Annotated in this window: 17 protein-coding genes and 1 pseudogene; 8 read left to right on the top strand and 10 right to left on the bottom strand. The window is 57.5% G+C overall.

All coding sequences use genetic code 11. The features are described 5' to 3' along the window. A partial coding sequence (locus RTM06_RS15125) for an ABC transporter permease subunit (RefSeq protein WP_312183271.1) occupies positions 1-1,183 on the bottom strand: 1,183 nt, incomplete at its 3' end. 126 nt (positions 1,184-1,309) lie between these two features. Beyond that, the gene (locus RTM06_RS15120; RefSeq protein ID WP_312183269.1) at positions 1,310-2,329 is read right to left on the bottom strand and encodes an ABC transporter substrate-binding protein; all 1,020 of its coding nucleotides are present in this window, start codon (positions 2,327-2,329) and stop codon (positions 1,310-1,312) included. Between the two features lie 217 nt (positions 2,330-2,546). Between RTM06_RS15120 and RTM06_RS15115 the strand changes: the two genes are divergently transcribed. Next, the gene (locus RTM06_RS15115) at positions 2,547-3,581 is read left to right on the top strand and encodes a LacI family DNA-binding transcriptional regulator (protein ID WP_312183267.1); all 1,035 of its coding nucleotides are present in this window, start codon (positions 2,547-2,549) and stop codon (positions 3,579-3,581) included. On the opposite strand, the gene RTM06_RS15110 is transcribed toward RTM06_RS15115, so the two are convergent. After that, positions 3,539-4,474: a LysR family transcriptional regulator gene (locus RTM06_RS15110; RefSeq protein ID WP_312183266.1), complete on the bottom strand. Its 936-nt coding sequence runs from the start codon at positions 4,472-4,474 to the stop codon at positions 3,539-3,541. The two genes, RTM06_RS15115 and RTM06_RS15110, sit on opposite strands and share 43 nt — an antisense overlap. A gap of 132 nt (positions 4,475-4,606) precedes the next feature. Between RTM06_RS15110 and RTM06_RS15105 the strand changes: the two genes are divergently transcribed. The 3 genes from RTM06_RS15105 to RTM06_RS15095 all read left to right on the top strand — a co-directional run bounded on the left by RTM06_RS15105 (position 4,607) and on the right by RTM06_RS15095 (position 7,800). After that, complete coding sequence (locus RTM06_RS15105) at positions 4,607-5,287, top strand: SDR family NAD(P)-dependent oxidoreductase (RefSeq protein WP_312183264.1); 681 nt, start codon at positions 4,607-4,609, stop codon at positions 5,285-5,287. 361 nt (positions 5,288-5,648) lie between these two features. Next, on the top strand, positions 5,649-6,470 hold the full coding sequence (locus RTM06_RS15100; protein ID WP_312183262.1) for an MBL fold metallo-hydrolase: 822 nt from the start codon (positions 5,649-5,651) through the stop codon (positions 6,468-6,470). Between the two features lie 4 nt (positions 6,471-6,474). After that, on the top strand, positions 6,475-7,800 hold the full coding sequence (locus RTM06_RS15095) for an amidase (protein WP_312183260.1): 1,326 nt from the start codon (positions 6,475-6,477) through the stop codon (positions 7,798-7,800). Positions 7,801-7,915: 115 nt separating this feature from the next. Here the strand turns inward: RTM06_RS15095 and RTM06_RS15090 are convergent, their stop codons facing one another. From RTM06_RS15090 to RTM06_RS15075, 4 genes are read right to left on the bottom strand one after another with little or no spacing between them, the layout of a single operon-like run. Continuing rightward, positions 7,916-8,323 (bottom strand): DUF2000 family protein, encoded by a 408-nt coding sequence (locus RTM06_RS15090; protein WP_061719118.1) that lies wholly within the window; start codon positions 8,321-8,323, stop codon positions 7,916-7,918. A 34-nt stretch (positions 8,324-8,357) separates the two neighbouring features. Further along, positions 8,358-9,215 (bottom strand): AraC family transcriptional regulator, encoded by an 858-nt coding sequence (locus tag RTM06_RS15085; protein WP_061719117.1) that lies wholly within the window; start codon positions 9,213-9,215, stop codon positions 8,358-8,360. Positions 9,216-9,236: 21 nt separating this feature from the next. Then, complete coding sequence (locus RTM06_RS15080; protein WP_312183258.1) at positions 9,237-10,535, bottom strand: SLC13 family permease; 1,299 nt, start codon at positions 10,533-10,535, stop codon at positions 9,237-9,239. A gap of 58 nt (positions 10,536-10,593) precedes the next feature. After that, the gene (locus tag RTM06_RS15075) at positions 10,594-11,493 is read right to left on the bottom strand and encodes a LysR substrate-binding domain-containing protein (RefSeq protein ID WP_312183256.1); all 900 of its coding nucleotides are present in this window, start codon (positions 11,491-11,493) and stop codon (positions 10,594-10,596) included. Positions 11,494-11,592: 99 nt separating this feature from the next. Between RTM06_RS15075 and RTM06_RS15070 the strand changes: the two genes are divergently transcribed. Continuing rightward, a complete protein-coding gene (locus tag RTM06_RS15070) occupies positions 11,593-12,363 on the top strand; it encodes a 2OG-Fe(II) oxygenase (RefSeq protein ID WP_265302157.1) in 771 nt (256 codons plus the stop codon). Here RTM06_RS15070 and RTM06_RS15065 read toward each other — a convergent pair. Then, entirely contained in the window at positions 12,358-13,431 is a 1,074-nt protein-coding gene (locus RTM06_RS15065) for a DUF2817 domain-containing protein (RefSeq protein WP_312183254.1), read from the bottom strand. The two genes, RTM06_RS15070 and RTM06_RS15065, sit on opposite strands and share 6 nt — an antisense overlap. 74 nt (positions 13,432-13,505) lie before the next feature. Beyond that, positions 13,506-14,276: a transporter substrate-binding domain-containing protein gene (locus tag RTM06_RS15060; protein WP_256698540.1), complete on the bottom strand. Its 771-nt coding sequence runs from the start codon at positions 14,274-14,276 to the stop codon at positions 13,506-13,508. 259 nt (positions 14,277-14,535) lie between these two features. On the opposite strand from RTM06_RS15060, the gene RTM06_RS15055 reads away from it, so the two are divergent. The 3 genes and pseudogenes from RTM06_RS15055 (at position 14,536) to RTM06_RS15045 (ending at position 16,686) form a co-directional block, all read left to right on the top strand. After that, entirely contained in the window at positions 14,536-15,297 is a 762-nt protein-coding gene (locus RTM06_RS15055) for an alpha/beta hydrolase (protein ID WP_312183251.1), read from the top strand. Between the two features lie 23 nt (positions 15,298-15,320). Further along, positions 15,321-15,953 (top strand): annotated as a pseudogene (locus tag RTM06_RS15050) (heavy metal response regulator transcription factor). Next, complete coding sequence (locus RTM06_RS15045) at positions 15,925-16,686, top strand: heavy metal sensor histidine kinase (protein ID WP_312183249.1); 762 nt, start codon at positions 15,925-15,927, stop codon at positions 16,684-16,686. Before RTM06_RS15050 ends, RTM06_RS15045 begins: the two are co-directional and overlap by 29 nt. A 46-nt stretch (positions 16,687-16,732) precedes the next feature. Here the strand turns inward: RTM06_RS15045 and nfsB are convergent, their stop codons facing one another. Continuing rightward, positions 16,733-17,386 (bottom strand): oxygen-insensitive NAD(P)H nitroreductase, encoded by a 654-nt coding sequence (nfsB, locus tag RTM06_RS15040; RefSeq protein ID WP_256698536.1) that lies wholly within the window; start codon positions 17,384-17,386, stop codon positions 16,733-16,735. Positions 17,387-17,409: the final 23 nt, after the last annotated feature.

Genomic DNA, 17,409 nt, shown 5'->3' with positions numbered 1-17,409 from the left:
AGAAGAAGATCTCAGTGGAGAGCACACCGTGACTGCCGCCCAGCACCATCGGATTACCGAAATCGGCCATGCTTTCGATAAAGCTGATCAGAAAAGCATTGGCTAAACCCGGTGCCATCAACGGCAGCGAGACGCGCGTGAAGGTGCGCCAGCGATTGGCGCGCAGCGTTTGTGACGCCTCTTCCAGCGACGGACTGACGCCTTCCACCACGCCAATCAGCACCAGAAACGCAATTGGCGTGAACGATAAAACCTGCGCGATCCAGATGCCGGTTAAGCCATACAGCCAGCGGCCCGGTTCGATGCCAAACAGCGCCGCCAGATGTTCCGTCACCACGCCGGAGCGGCCAAACAGCAGGATCAGCGCCAGACCAATCACAAACGGTGGCGTGATGATCGGCAGAATCGTCAACATGCGCAGCGCTTTCTTAAACGGCAGCGGCGTGCGTGTGGCGGCTAAGGCAAACGCTAAACCCAGCAGCGTTGAGCCGGCGGCGGTCATCAGCGCCAGCCACAAGGTGCGCCACGCGGTGCCGCAGGTGCCGCCCGACAAACAGGACAGGCTCCAGATCGACGGGTCCTGAATGTTGCTGATTAAGCCATCCGGCTTGAAGCTGCCGTCCACGTCCTGCACCGACACCACAAACATGCTCAGCACCGGATAAAGCACGAAGATGCTCACCAGCGCGGTGAGCAGCACCAGCGACGCCACCACAAAGGCATCACCTTTCATTACGCCGCGTTCGGCCAGCGCAAAGGAGAACAGCAGCAGGAAAGTGGTCAGCAATAGCAGCGCACCCGCGCCCATCGCCGGTTGCCCCGATGCGAGCGCGCCGAAGCGATTTTCCAGCCACAGCCAGCTCCAGCCGCTGTAGCCAATGGCGTGACCTTCGATTATGAGGAACAGCACGCCAAGCGCGCTGAACAGCAGCAGCAAACGGCTGCGCGCCGCGCCCGGCAAGATGCCGCAACCGGCGCACAGCACGAACAGCGCGATGGCGATAAGCAGCCACGGATGTTCACCCACTTGCCACAGCGCGGGCGCGTTGGCGCTGACGCTCCACAGGCTGGTTAGCCAGCCGCTGCTGAAGAAACCGGCTTCCAGGCTGAACCACGGCAGCAGCAGTAACGCCACTGCGCCGATGATCAGCGCGCCTGCCAGACGGCGATTATTTGCATTCATCACATACCTCGAATTCGGGTTTTTGTGCGGTGCTTAACCAGGTCGCCATAAATGGCGACCCTACGGGACTCATCAGGTTTTGTTGGGTCGCCATTTATGGCGACCTTCCCACAAACCGCACCGTTCTCACTGCGCGCTGGCACCGATCTCTTTGTCCCAACGTCCCAGCAACGCTTTACGTTTGGCCGAATCCCCGTAGGTCTTGAAGTCGTAATCGATCAGTTTGATGTTCTCAAAGCGCGGCGCATACTGCGAAATCTCCGCATTACGGTTCGACGGTAGCTGGAAGGATTTGGCCTCTTTCATATGCGATTGCGCTTCGGCGCTCAGCGCCCAGTCGTACCAGACTTTGGCGTTGGCGAGGTTACGTGCCCCTTTGACAATCGACATCGAACCGATCTCATAGCCGGTGCCTTCACACGGCGCGACGGTCTTGATCGGGAAACCGTCCACCTCCATCGCCACCGCATCATGCATAAACACGATGCCAACGGTGGTTTCACCGCGCGCCGCCGATTTCACCGGTGCCGAGCCGGATTTGGTGTACTGCGAAATATTGGCGTTGAGTTTTTTCAGGTAATCAAAGGCTTTATCCTCACCCATGATCTGCACCAGCGTCGCCAGCGTGTTGTAGGCGGTACCCGACGAATTCGGGTTGGCTATCTGAATTTCTCCTTTGAAGCTTGGGTCCAGCAGATCGGCCCAGCATTTCGGCTCTTTCAGCTTTTTCGACTCCAGCAGTTTGGTGTTGTAGCCCCAGCCGAGCGCGCCGGCGTAAATGCCCACCGTACGGTAATTGGAGTTTTCCGCCTGCTTCTGCGCCCAATCCTGCTGCTGATCGAGCAGCGGCGATTTGTATGGCTGCGTCAGCCCCTCTTCCGCCGCCTGCATATGCGGATCGCCGGTGCCCGCCCACCAGATATCGGTGCGCGGATTACGTGCTTCGCTGCGCAGACGTGCATAGGCTTCGCCCGCTGAGAGGCGCACCATACTGACTTTGATATCCGGATGCGCCTTGCTGAAGATGTTGGTCATGTGCTCGCACACCACCACATCGGCGGAGCAAACCATATTCAGATTGCCCGCGGCAAACGGCAGTGCAGTGCAACAGAGGGATAGCGCGATGGCCATTGAGGTGACTCGCATAGTGTTCTCCTGGATTGTAGGGTGGGTGCTTCATTGGCACCTTTTCTTGCACGTGTGTGCAAAGTAGTAATGAACAAGAAATGTCCTGTCAAACACCACGCTGCGCAATTGTTAGGCGATGTCACAAAAATGCAACAAATGAGATCTAAAGCGGTTTGCACAGCTTTGCAATCTGAGGCAGACTCAGTGGCAGCCAGATTGTGAAGAGGTGTTGAGCATGCAGCATGAGAAAACGGTGGTCAGTGCGCAGGATGTCGCTGAGCGCGCGGGCGTTTCGCGCTCGGCGGTATCGCGCGCGTTTACGCCGGGCGCCAGCGTGTCACCGGCAACGCGTGAACGAGTGATGAAGGCAGCGGAAGAGTTGGGTTATCACGTCAATCATCTGGCGCGTGGACTGGTAAGCAATCGCAGCAGCATTGTCTGCCTGATCGTCTCGGAAATCGCCACGCCCTATCGCGCCAGCCTGGTGCGCTGGCTGACGCAGTTTTTGCAGGAAGCGGGTAAAGTGGCGATGCTGATCAACACCGATCGCTCGGATAACAGCGTTTCAGCGGCACTGCAGCAGGCGATTAATTTCCGCGCCGATGCCTCGATCATTCTCTCCGGCATGCCGGATCGCACCATCACGCGCCAGTGTTATAAGCACGGCCAGCGCATCATTTTGATCAACCGCGATGAAGCGCTGCCGGGTTCGCTTAGCATTAATCTCGATGCAGAGAGCGCTGCACAAACGGCGGTGATGGCGTTTCAGCGCGCCGGTTGTCAGCATCTGGCGTTTGCCAATTCGCTGGCGGGCACGCCGAGCCTAAAAAAGCGTGAAGACACCTTTGTCGCGACTGCGGAACGTGCGGGATTGAGCGTGACGGTGGAACGCTTTGGCACCACATCGTATGAGAGCGGCCAGATCCTGGCGCACCGCTTGCTGACGCGTCATCAGCGGCCAGACGGCGTGTTTTGCGTCACCGATTTGGTGGCCTGCGGCTTTATGGATGAAGCGCGTCACCGCTTTGCCCTGCGCGTGCCGGAAGATCTCTGTTTGATCGGCTACGACAACATCGCGCAGGCTGGCTGGTCTTCCTATAATCTCACCACCTTTTCCCAGCCGGTTGAGCAGTTCGCGCAGGATGCAGTGAAGTGGCTGATACAAACCGAGCAGGAGGAAACCGGCTTCACGCCGCAAGGTGAACAGCAGCACGACAGTCTGCTGTATCAGGCCGATGTGGTGTGGCGCGGTTCGGTGCGCGGCGGCTGACAAACGTCTTTTACCACACCACGCAGCCAGCGGTGCGCGGCGTCGTTTTCCAGTCGCGGATGCCACAGCTGTGACACGGTCATTTCCGGCGTGGCGAACGGCAATTCAAACATCGCTAACGAATTGCTGTTTTTGATTAACGGATGATGCAGAAACAGCGAACGCGGCACTAAGGCGACAAGATCTGAATCCTGCGCCAGCGCCACCGCGCTGGAAAATGCCGGTACCAGCGCCGCGACCTTGCGCGTTAATCCGGCCTGCCGCAGCGCATCATGAATCGGCCCACCCAGCTCACCGCGCCGTGACGCCACGATATGACCAAAAGCGGCGAACTGTGCGATATCCAGCTGCTGCGTGAGCGGATGTCCGGCGCGCACCACGCCGACAAAGTCATCGCGAAACAGCGCCTGCAAACGAATCTCCGGGCCCATATTGCCCAGCACGCCAATCTCCAAATCGATGTTGCCTTCGCGCAAATCGCGCGCGCTTTTCTCTGGCTTGGGCACAAAACTGAGCCACACGTGCGGCGCTTGTTCAGCCACGGCAGCGATCAGCGCGCTGCCAAAGGCTTCGACGAATCCCTCATTGGTGCGCAGGGTGAAGCAGCGATCCAGCTGACGCAAATCCAGCGATTGCGCCGTAGGGCTTAATACCGCACGCGCTTCACTTACCGTGTGATGCGTGCGCTCGCGGATCGCTTCGGCATAAGGTGTCAGTACCATTTGGCGCCCGGCGCGCACTAACAGCGCATCGCCGGTGGTGGCGCGTAAGCGTCCCAGCGTGCGGCTCATCGCCGATTCGCTTAAGCCTAAGCGACGCGCAGCGCCAATCACGCTGCCTTCAATCAGCAGCGCATCCAAAGCAATTAACAGGTTGAGATCGGCATCATTCATGCGGTTTATCCTCGCCGATTCGACGCATCGAGACAAGGCGTTTGGCGCAGGTTAATACTGTCAATGCTGCGCGTTCCGCCTGCCCTCACCCGGCGCTACACTCTATCCATCGCAAACACCGAGGAGAACAACATGAACATTTTACTGATTGGCGCATCGCGTGGATTGGGTTTGGCACTGGCGGAAACCATGCTGCAGCGCGGTTATCAGGTGGTCGCCACCGGACGTGAAAATTCGACAGGGAATTTACAGCAACTGGCCGATCGCTTCCCCGCACAACTTACGGTAGAAAGCGTGGATATCAATGAACCCGAACAGGTCAAAACGCTGTATACACGGCTGGCAGATCGCCAGTTCGACATGCTGTTTGTTAACGCGGGCGTGAAAAATGACGATCGCGAAACCATCGCCGATGTCTCAACCAGTGAGTTTAACCGCGTGATGGTGACCAACGCGCTAAGTCCGCTGCGGGTGATCGAGACCTTCAAGGATTGCGTCACGCCCAGCGGCACCATCGCCGTGATGTCATCCGGCCAGGGCAGTTTGACCAACAACACCAACGGTAATTACGAGGTGTATCGCGGCAGCAAAGCGGCGCTGAATATGTTTATGCGCAGCTTCGCCGCACGCAGTGGCGGCGAACGCACATTATTGCTGATGGCACCCGGCTGGGTGCGCACCGATATGGGCGGCCCGGAAGCGCGCCTGACCATTGAGGAGAGCATCCCGAATCTGCTGAATACCATGGAAAGTTACGCCGGACGGCGCGGAATCCATTATCTGGATTATTTAGGCCGCGAGGTGCCGTGGTAAGCGAGCAGGTCTGCATGTCGGTCGCCATAAATGGCGACCCTACGGAATTCCCGCCGCCCTGTCGTAGGGTCGCCATTCATGGCGACCTTATCCAATCGGCTTACTCATTATCAACCCGCGCAGCATCTCCCTTAGCCAGTGGTTGGCGGCATCTTCGCTGCGCGCGTTGTGCCACAGCAGCGACACTTCATAATCCGGCATGCTGATTGGTACGGGCGCGGCACTCAGGCAGTAAATTCAGGTCGATGCGGGCAAAATCATTTTCGTTGATGCTTTGCATAATTTTAATCGATTTAAATAATGATCGTGCCGCCAGTATAGTGAGGCTTCTTCGCTGCAACCAGGCAATAAGGAGCACCTCATGATGACTCGCGTCGGCGATTGCCTGATTACCAAAGTGAGCGAACAAACCGCCATCTTCCCAATCGGCGTGCTGTTTACGCCGCATCGCGCGGAAATGAGTGATGAATTAGCCAATCAACCTGCTGAAATGTCGATTTACAGCTGGGTGGTGCGAACCGGCGAACACACCATCATCATCGATACTGCCACCGGCAACGGCCGCAATCGCGATAACAAACCGTTGTTCCATCAGTTGAATACGCCGTATGCCGAAAACCTGGCGCTCGCGGGCGTTGATCCGGCAGAAGTGACGCTGGTACTGATGACACATATTCATACCGATCATGTTGGCTGGAACACCCATCAACAAGACGGTGAATGGCAGCCGATGTTCCCGAATGCACGCTATATCTGCTCGGCGCGGGAACTGGCGCATTGCCAGCAGAATCCAGCGGCGCAGGAACTCTATCGCGATAGCATTCTGCCGCTGATGGAGAGCGGACAGCTTGAGACCATCAACGTGCAGGATTCCCCGCTGTTTGCGGGCGTGCTGCGCTATCTCTCCACGCCGGGTCACAGTGGCGATCATGCCTCAATCGTGCTGGAAAGCGCCGGTGAATCGGCCATCTTTGCCGGCGACGTGATGCACAATGCCATCCAGTTTCAGTATCCACACTGGAACTCACTGTTTTGCGAGGATGAAGCGCTGGCGGCAACGTCGCGGCAACGCGTGGTGGACTGGTGCGCACAACATCAGGCAATCTGGTTCAGCACCCACTTTAATGGCAGCTCGTGCGGACGCGTCACGCGCGACGGGCAATGGATTCCGCTGGAGGTTTAACCTGATGCAATACGCCGATTATCTCACCGCGTCGATTAACGATTTACAGCAGGCGCTGACGCAGCGCACGGTGAGCGCTCGCCAGTTAGCCACCTACGCGCTGCAGCGCATTGGCGAGGTGGATCAACCGCGCTACAACGCCATTACCTGGCTGTTTGCCGAACAAGCCCTGGCAGCGGCGGACGCCAGCGATGCACGTCGTCAGCACGGAGAAGTGGCGGGACCTTTGGAAGGGATTCCGGTGCTGATCAAAGACAATATCGAAGTGCAAGGCTGGCCGACCAGCGCCGGTTCGGTGCTGCTACGTGAGGTTATCGCCAGCGACGATGCGCCGCTGGTGACCCGACTAAGAAAGGCAGGCGCGGTTCTGATCGGCAAAACCGCCATGCATGAGCTGGCGGCGGGCATTACCGGCGCGTCGTCGTTGAGCGGTTTTACCCACAATGCGTGGGTTGAAGGCCGCTCGCCGGGCGGATCGAGCAGCGGTTCCGCCGTGGCGGTTGCGGCCGGTTATGTGCCGCTGGCGATCGGCAGCGATACCGCTGGATCGGTGCGCATTCCGGCGGCGTTTAATGCGTTGTTTGGACTGCGCATGACGCGCGGCGCCATCAGCACCGACGGCTTCGTGCCGCTGTCGCCAACTCAGGATATTCCCGGCCCGCTGGCACGCTCAGCAGAGGATTTACGGTTAGCATCTGAGATTTTGAGCGGGCAGCAGTTTGCCGAAAGCGATGAGCCGCTGCGCATCGGCATCTGGCTGGAAGGGTTTGCTGCCGATGAAAACGAGATTAATCAGGCGGTGCGCGCGGCGCTGGCGGATTTCGCGCCACGTGAGGTGAGTTATCCGCAGTTGGAAACGCTAGCAGCTGACGCCAATATCATTGGCTACGAATTTGCCGGCGCGCTGGCGGCATATCTGGAAGATAAACCGCAGGCACAGAGTCGCACGCTGGCAGAAGTGGTGGCGTCAAAGCGCTACCATCCTCAGCTGGAAACGGTGTTTACCACGCGGGCGCAGCATCCGGGCGTGGCGAGTGAAGGTTATCCGCAGGTGCAGCAGCGTCAGCGCGATCTGTATCAGCAGCTGGCTGAATTTTTCGCGGCACAGCAAATCAATCTGCTGGCTTATCCAGTAGTGCGTCGTGCGCCGGTTAAGCACGGCGAGATGCAGGAAGGCAGCAACGCGCTAATTTCAGCGGTGACCGGCGCGCCGGCGATCAGCATTCCAGCAGGATTCAGCAATGAGGGTTTGCCGATTGGGCTGGAGCTGCTGGCGCTGCGAGGACGGGAAGATTTGTTGCTGAGCGCGGCGGATAGGTTTGTTTGCTAGCGCCGCCCTCACCCTGGCCCTCTCCGAGAGGGAGAGGGGATGATTAGCCGCTAAACTGCACATTCGGTTCCCTCTCCCGTATGCGGGAGAGGGTTAGGGTGAGGGAAAACCCGCACTACCCGTGCAACGCCAATCCCTTGATCGCCTTATCCACCGCTTTCTTTGGACCGCGCAGCGCAATGCCGACCAGATTCAAATTATCGGCATCCTCCGCCATAAAAACTTCGCGGTTCGCCGCGTCGTGGCCGGTGGAGAACATCGCTTCCACATAAGGAATAATGGTTAACTCTCGCTCTAATCCCTGACGATGCGCGCGCTGCAAACCGGCTAAATCCCCGGCGAACACCAGCATCGGCTGGCCCGCCATGTTGCCGTAGTGACGCGCTTTGGCATCAACATAGGGTTCGCCCATCATCTCGGGCGCGGCGGACGCTACGCCAGTGGCGAGAAACGCCACCACATTCAGGCGCTGCCAGGTGGCTAAATCATCACGTACGATCAGGGCGATTTTGGTATCAAACATCTGCAACAACTCTCCAATGACAACGAAAACCTCATCATCTAAGAGCGGACGGGGAAGCGTATAGAACGTTTGTGCACTGACGTTGATAAGCGGCGGGCGTCATGCGATAGGCGCGCTGGAACCAGCGGCCGAGATGGCTTTGATCGGCAAATCCTACCTGCGCTGCAACGTTTACCGGCTCAATGCCCTGTGCCAGCAAGGTGCGTGCGCTGCGTAAGCGCAAACGAACCAGATAGGCATGCGGCGATTGACCGAACGCCTGTTTGAACTGGCGCGTCAGGCGGAAACGATCGATGCCGGAAAGGCGCGAAAGCTCATCCAGTCCAATATCCTGCGCCATAAAATCGTGCAGATAGTCGCGCAGCAGCTGCATCTGACGCATCGCTTCGCTGTGCTGCACGCTGGGTTTGGTATCCAGATGGCGCGATAGCATGGTAAGCAAGTGATCGAGACTTTGATCGCGCGCCAACCGCCCTTCGCCCTGATGCACCGCAAACCAGGCTTGCTGAATGGCGCTGGCTAACAGCGCATCGTCCGTCAATGTGTGGCGAAAAGCGCCTTCGATATTCGACACATCGCCCAATCCGCGACGCTGCATCATCTCCGCCACCCAACTCTGCGGCAGATAAAGCATCACGTAGGTGAAACCCTCGGCGTCCGGCGCGTGTCCATCGTGAACCGCGCCCGGCTCGATCAAAATCGCCCGACCCGGTGTGCTGGTGTGCAGCGAACGGTGGCAGTTGAAGCGTTGTAAACCTTGCTGCGTCACGCCCACCAGCAGTTCGTCGTGATCGTGCGGATCGTAAGCGTGTCCGCGAAAATGCGCGTTGACGCTTTCAATTCCGGTCTCATCGTCACGACGAAAATCAACCCAATCGTTATTGGCTGGCATAAGCATTCTCACGCAGAGATATCAGGCATAGCCTAGCAGCCGAAACCACAGGTAATCCAGCGGTAACAGCAACACCACGCTAAGCAGAAAAATCAGCGCGCACAGCTGCAAACCGGCCTTCGCCGGAACATTGCCGAGTCCCATCGCCACCACCACCGGCGACGCCTGATACGGCACCAGCGGCGTAGCGTAGGCAAACACCTGCAACATGATCACGGTGAGCAGCGGAAAACCGGACGCGTTCGCCAGCTCTTGCGCCATCGGCGTCACCATCGCCGGCACGCCGTTGGCGGTGAGCACAAAATTTAGCAGCGATACCAGCGCATTAAGCACCGCGAAATTGCTAAAAGAGGGATGATCCTGCAGCGGCAATACGCTCAGCAGCGCGTTGGCGATCATCCGTCCCAGACCGGAATCCACCACCAGCGTGGCGACGCCGAGAATCCCGGCAATGTAGATGCAGGTGCGGAAATTCACCCCGCTGGCGAAGTCCTCGCTGGAGATAAACCCCACGCGCGGCAGCAAACAGATGCAGGCGGCGGCCAATCCTACCCATGCAGCCGGTAAGCCGTGCACGCTGTCGGTCATCCACAGCAGCAAGGTGACCGCCAGCAGGCCAATCAAGCGCCACTCGCTGCGGCTGAGCGCAGTTAAGCTGTCGCGTTGTTGCACCGCTTTGGGCTGAGCACGAAACAGGAACAGCAGGCAAGCAATCAACAACAATCCTTTAGCGATGCCCACCACCGGCATATGCAGCCACCACCACGGCAACCATTGCAGATGCAGGTGATACGCACTTTCCGCCGCGCCGCTCAGCACCAGATTCGGCACGTTGGCGGGCAAAATGCTGGCAGAGAGCTGGAACGTGCCAAATCCCACCGCCAGCGCCAGGCCAATACTGCCACGGCTGCCCGCTTTGATTCCCGCGCGTTCGCCCATCGCCAGCACCACCGGCATTAACAGCGCGATGCGTCCCATATTTGAGGGCATGACGAACGCCAGCAAATACGTCAGCAGCACGGTGCCTGCAATCATGCGCGGCCAGCTTTGGCTGAGCGGCACCACCAGCCAGTTGGCCCAGCGCTGCGCCAGGCCAACTTTGCGGATCGCTGCGCCCAGCACAAAACCGCTGAGCACCAGCCAAAAAGCCGACGAGGCAAAGCCGCTGAACACGCTGCTGGCGGGGGCCAGCTGTAGCAACATCGCCGCCGCGAAAAACAGCAGCGCGGTAACGTATTCCGGCAAACGCGCGCTGGCCCACAGCAAAATGGTGGTGCCGACCACCAGCGCGGTGAGCCAGAAATTGAGATCTGCGATCATTGGTGAACTCCCTTTCTATTCCAGGTCGCCATGAATGGCGACCCTACGAGTGGGTACGTTAACCCGCTAGCTGCGTGAGCCAGCGGATCAGCGCGTCGCTGCCCGGCTGGCTGAGCGAACGCTGCGGCCAGGCAAGGAAATAGGGTTTGCTGAGCGGCAGGCTAAGTGGATCGACGATGACTAAATCGCCACACGCCAATTCGTTGGCAATCAAACGCCGCTGACCGAGCAGCAAGCCCGCGCCTGCCACGGCGGCATCAATCGCCAGCGAGGTGAGATTGAAACTGAACGACGGCTGCGGTGGAGGTTCGTCAATGCCCTTCGCCTGAAACCAGCTGCGCCAGTCGGGTAAAAAGCGCCCTTCGTTGCCCCAGTCAAGGTGGATCAGCGGCGCATGCTGCAACACATCCTGATCAGCAAAACGTTGCAGTAGCGCCGGACTCGCCACCGGCAACACTTCATCCAGGAACAGCAACTGCTTATCCAACTGCGGATAACGATCTTCGCCGAAACAGATAACAAAATCGGCGGGCGTGGCGTTGAAATCCACCTGCGTATGCGTGCCGTGCAACGCTAAATCGATATCAGGACATTGCTCGCGCCACTGCGCAATATTCGGCAGCAGCCATTTTGAGGCCAGCGCCGGCAGCGAATAGAGCGTTAAACGCGGTGTTGATGCCGCATGACGCAGGTTTTGCTGACCGAGATGCAGAATGTCAAACGCTTCGGTGACATAACGCAGATACTCTTTGCCCATCTCCGTCAGCATCACACCGCTTTGCGTGCGCACAAACAGCGCGCTGCCTAATTGTTCTTCCAACTGGCGAATTTGCTGGCTCACCGCAGCGGGCGTTAAAGCCAGTTGCACAGCCGCTTTCGCCAGGCTGCCGAGTTCCGCCGCCACTTTGAACGATTGAATAACGCTGATTTTGGGCAAACGCGGTGATGGCGCAGGCATTAAGGTTTCCTTAGCAAGGTGTTAAATTTTTATCGTTACGTATTAACATATCAGCGAGTTACAGTCTTTACACACCTGTAACACATGAGAAGTGAAACTATGTCTGCCTTGATTCGTTTCGATCTGCATCCGCTGGCCGATGCCGACTGGCGTCGCGCCTGCCGTGAGCAACTTAATCAGCACGGCGCGTTAGTTTTGCGTCAGTTTCTGCAGCCCGCCGCGCTGCAAGCCATCATTGCCGAAGGTGAGGCGCAGCGCCATTTGGCGTATCACACCGCCAGCAAACACAACGTTTATCTGATGAAGAAAGATGAGGCTTTCAGCGCCGATCATCCGCGCAATCGCGATGTCATCAGCACCAAAGGCTGCATCACCGATGATGTGATTGCCGCCGATTCGCCGCTGCGCCAGCTCTACAATGATGAACTGTTTAAAAGCTTCCTGTGCGATGTGTTGGGTGAAGAGGCGCTCTATCCCTATGCCGATCCGCTGTCGTCGATCAATCTGCACTACGCGCCCGACGGTCAGGAACTGGGCTGGCATTTTGATAACTCGTCATTCGCCATCACGCTGCTGGTGCAAAAACCGCGCGCCGGTGCCGTGTTCCAGTATGTGAAGGATCTGCGCGATGCCGATGCTGGCGAGATGAATTTCGACGGCGTAGCGGCGGTGCTGGATCAGCGCCAGCCGGTGGAAGCGCTGGCGATTGATGCCGGGGATTTGGTGCTGTTCCGTGGCCGCAATTCGCTGCATCGCGTTACGCCAACCGAAGGCGATATCACCCGCATGCTGGCGGTGCTGGCGTATAACACCGAGCCGGGCATTGCGCTGTCCGAAACCGCCCGCATGACCTTTTACGGACGCTTATAAATCGATTAACGCCCGCCAGCCGCGTACAAAAATCTGCTGGGTGCGAAAAACCACCAGCGCGCGCCAGTCAGCGTCGGCGGGCCAGAATCCTTCCACCAGTTCCTGCTTAATCGCCTGCCCGCTTTCACTGGCTGGATCGCCTTGCAGATGCAGCCAGTGATCGTCGCGCACGCGGCGATGCATCTCCTCGCCGGGATAAGTACCGCACTCCACCACCAGCGGCAAAATCTGCGTGTTCGGAAGCGAGGTCAGCAGGAATTGCGACACATAGCCGGTGGCCGTCGCGGTCACGCCGGTTTCGCTGTCACGTCCCGCGCCGGTGAACAGCAGCGTTAACCATTCGCCGTAAATCGCTTTGCCCCAGTCATGCGCAGCGAAGCGCTGCTCGGCAATCGACAGCAGCATCGGATGTCCCCATGCGCCCGCGCCGGTATGCAAATCGAAACTGATGATGGTTTTGGCCTGCGATAAATGATGGGCGATGATGATTTCCAGCGTGCGATACGACCAGCTTGGCTGTTGGCCGCCGTAAAAGAAACCGTCCGCCGCACCATATTGCCCCGCTTCCACCACGCGTTTTACCGCTGGCCAACCGGCGCTGTTGAGCGTTTCCGTTAACAGCTTATCGGCGCTGGCGCGATCGCCATGATAAATGCCATGCCACGCGGCGTAATCCGGATTGGCGGGTGCGGGCTGTGAAAAATCGATGAAGTTGCGATTGAGATCGATGTTGTCTTCATTGACGCGGCGTAAATGCGCTGCGCCCCACGGATTGAGCAGATGCAGCATCACGATGGCGGTGTCAGCGGGCAGCGCCGTGAGGTTGAAGGTATCCAGCCAGGCGATTTGGCAATCGGAGCCGTAATAGCCTTCCACGCCGTGCGTACCGGAGATCACCAGCATCAGCCGGGATGCCTTAGCATCGCCGATCACCGCCACATCGGTGAAAAGTTCCTCTCCTTGCGGACCGGGTAACGGATGCGCGTAAGACGTTAATGCGCCGTTTTGTCGTTTAACGGCAGCGAGAAAACGGGCGCGTTGAGTTGGGTAGTGAGGTAAGTTTTGCATGATTTTTTGAATGAGTGTGGGTGCGGTTGGTGAGCGAGGTCGCCATAAATGGCGACCCTACGTGCATATGACTTTTACGGATAGACCTTAAATTTGAAGTACTTCTTCGCCAGTTGATCGTAAGTGCCGTTGCTGTGCAGTTCAGCCAGCGCGGTGTTGATCAACTTCAGATTGGCCGCATCGTCTTTACGCAATCCAATGCCCACACCATTGCCCAACACTTCTTTATCCACCAGCGTGGCGCTGATGACGTAGTCTTTGCCTGCTGGCGTGTTAAGGAAACCTTGTTCTGCCGAAACCGCATTTGCCAGGCTGGCGTCGAGACGTCCTGCCACCAAGTCCGGATAGATCTCCATCTGATTGGGGTAAGAAACCACACTCACGCCTTTGGTTGCCCATTGCGCTTTGGCGTAAGTTTCCTGAATGGTGCCCTGCGCGACGCCAATTCTTTTGCCACGCAGCGCGTTAATGTCTCCGGTTAGCGGCGCGTTGGCCGGTGTGAGTAACGCGCTCGGCGTGACATAAAGCATGTCGCTGAAGGCCACCTGCTCGCGACGTTTTTCGGTCATCGACATCGCCGAGAGAATGGCATCAAACTTTCTCGCCTGCAGTGCCGGAATGCTGCCATCAAAACCAATCTGCACCCATTGGCACTTCACTTTCGCCTGGGCACAAATGGCGTTACCCAGATCGATATCAAAGCCCTGCAGCGAACCGTCGCTGGCTTTGGATTCAAACGGCGGGAACGTGGGATCGACGCCGAAACGCAAGGTTTCCTGAGCAAAAGAAGCGTGGCTAAACGCGCTCAGTGAAAGCAGTAAGGCAAAGGACAAACTTTTCTTCATTGTTCTCTCCGGCAGGTAGCTAAATTCACAACGTCATACAGAGTTAATAACATGGTGGACATGATCCCACTACAGAAATTACGGATTTAATGCAGAGTAAATACTTATAATTGTTAGTAGGTTAGCTTTTATTGATGCCCCATTAAGTTTTACTTAATGCTCGCCAGTTGCATGTCATTCTTTTGTCATAACTCGCTCACGCTGATGTCAGAGCCGATTGCATATCCTGATGGCCTACCTTCCCATCAGGAGCATTACGATGAAATTGAACAAACTTACCCTTGCAGCGGGCATGCTGTTGGCTATCGCAGGCGGCGCGGCGCAGGTTCAGGCGCAGCCGGTGAAGAATATTGTGCTGGTGCATGGCGCGTTCGTCGGCGGTGCGGGATGGCGTCTGGTGTATGACCGTTTGACGCATGACGGCTACAACGTGACGCTGGTACAAGAACCGCTGACCGGCTTCCCGGAAGATGTGACGGCGACGCGCCGCATTATCGATCAGCAAAATGGCCCGGTGATTCTGGTCGGCCACAGTTACGGCGGTGCGATCATCACTGAAGCCGGTAACGACGCGAAAGTGGCTGGGCTGCTTTATATCGCAGCGCATGCGCTGGATAACGGCGAAACCGAAGCCAGCAACGGCAAAAAATTCCCTAATAGCGCACACCCGTTTGCTAAATCCAGCGACGGTTATCTAACCATCGCGCCGGAAAATTACCACAGTGATTTCGCTGCCGATTTACCGGCGGCGCAGGCTGATTTTGAAGCGCACGCGCAGATGCCAACCAACTCAGCCGTGTTCACCGCCAACATTCCTGACCCGGCGTGGAAGACCAAGCCTAGCTGGTACATGGTGGCGAAAGCTGACAAAATCATCAGTCCCGATCTGGAGCGCATGTACGCCAAACGCGCGCACAGCCACACGGTGGAGATTGCCGGAGCCAGCCATTCGGTGTATCAATCGCATCCTGATGACGTCGCGAAGTTGATCGAGCAAGCCGCGTTACACGCCCAGCCCTGAAACCCTATCCCGCGGAGAAGCGCATGAAAATTTTGGTGATTGAAGATGAAGCCAAAGCGCGCGATTACATGCGCAAAGGATTGACCGAAGCGGGATTTATCGTCGATGTGGCGGAATACGGCCAGGATGGTTTGTTCTATGCGCAGGAGCATCATTTCGATTTGATTCTGCTCGACGTAATGATGCCCGGCATGGACGGCTGGCAAGTGATGGCGGCGCTGGATAAGCAGATCCATACGCCAGTGATTTTCCTCACCGCCAAAGGCACGCTGGAGGATCGCATCAAAGGGCTGGAGCTGGGCGCCGATGATTATCTGGTGAAGCCCTTCTCGTTCGCCGAGCTGCTGGCGCGCGTGCGCACCCAACTGCGGCGCGGCGGTCAGCAGAAGTTGCCGGATGTGCTGCAGCTGGCCGATTTGCAACTGGATATCCTGAAACGTCGCGTTGAGCGCGGCGGCCAGCGTATCGATCTCACCAATAAAGAGTTCAACCTGCTGCACTTGTTCCTACTGCATCCCGGCGAAGTGCTGACGCGCACCCTGATTGCCTCGCGCGTGTAGGACATGAATTTTGACAGCGACACCAACGTGGTGGATGTAGCGGTGAAACGTCTGCGACAGAAAATTGATGGCCCGTTTGGCGCAGCGCATGCTTGAACAGGCGGCAACGGAACTGCAGCCGCTGGTGGCGGCTTTTAATCAGATGCTGAGTCTCCTTGAAATGGGTTATCACCAGTTGAGCCAGGTTTCTGCCGATATGGCGCACGATCTGCGCACGCCGATTAGCACGCTGATCGGCCAAACCGAAGTGGCGCTGAGTCAGACGCGCAGAGTCGGCGATTATCAGGCGCTGCTCGGCTCCAATTACGAGGAGCTGGACCGGCTGGCGAAGATGATCGACAACATGCTGTTTCTCGCCAAAGCGGAAGATGCCAGCCAGGCAATGGATCTGCAGGACATCGATCTGGCGCAGCTTGGCGAGAAGTTGCAGGACTACTTTGACGGCATGGCAGAAGAGCAGTCGATGCGGCTGGAGATGACGCTGCACGGCGAACTTCGCGCCGATCCGCAACTGCTGCAACGCGCGCTGGCGAATCTGATGGCGAATGCCTTGCGCTATGGCGATCGAGATTCCACCGTACGAGTTTTCAATCAGGGCAACAGTTTGATGGTGGAAAATCAGGGTTCGCCGCTGATTGCCGAACAGCAGGCGCGCATCTTTGAGCGCTTCTGGCGCGCCGACGCGTCACGGCATCAGGGCAGCAGCGGTTTGGGATTATCGATTGTACGCAGCATTATGCGGCTGCATCAGGGACGTTGTGAGGTGCACAGCGAAGATGGCGTGAATCGTTTTACCTTGCGGTTTCCATCGGTTGGGTGCGGCCATTGAAACGGTGCGCATAAATGCGCACCCTACGAAATCGCGACCGCAAATTTTAAATAAAGGTAAAAATCTCTTCACGCGGCAAGCGTGATTTCGGCAATGCAGCGTTGAAATCCGCCTCGCTGCGATAGCCCAGCGACACCAGCACTACGCTGGTAAAGCCCTTCTCGCGCAGGCCCAGCGCCTGATCCAGCGCACGCTGGTCAAAACCTTCCATCGGCGTGGCATCAATGCCCAACATCGCCGCACCCAGCAACAATCCACCTAACGCCAGGTAAACCTGTTTTTCCATCCACTGCGGCACATCGCGCTGCTCGTAACGGTGCATATCCACGTAGCTGCGACGGCTCTTATCCTGCCCCGCTTTGCCTTCTGGTTTGGCGAAACGACCATCTTTCTCTTCCTGCGCCAGCACATTCTGTAAATGCGCTTCATCGAGATCGGTACGCATGCACAGCGCGATAACGTGCGAGGCGTTCAGCACTTTCGGGCTGTTGTAGACAAAGGCGCCCTCGGTGGATTTGGCCATCTGCTCGCGACCGGCGGCGGTGGACGCCACCACAAAATGCCACGGCTGCGAGTTCACCGATGACGGGCTGTTGCGCAGCACGTTTAGCAAGGTGTCGATTTCATCCTGCGGCAGGCTTTTACCGCCCTCAAACGCTTTGACGGTGTGACGACGAGCGACTGCATCATTGAGTGTCATGTGAGATCTCCTGATTTATTTAA

Source organism: Pantoea sp. CTOTU46764, assembly GCF_031974595.1.
GTDB classification, from domain to species: Bacteria; Pseudomonadota; Gammaproteobacteria; order Enterobacterales; family Enterobacteriaceae; genus Pantoea; species Pantoea trifolii.
The sequence above is the reverse complement of the archived record's forward strand: the minus strand, read 5'-3'. Positions and strand labels throughout refer to the sequence as shown.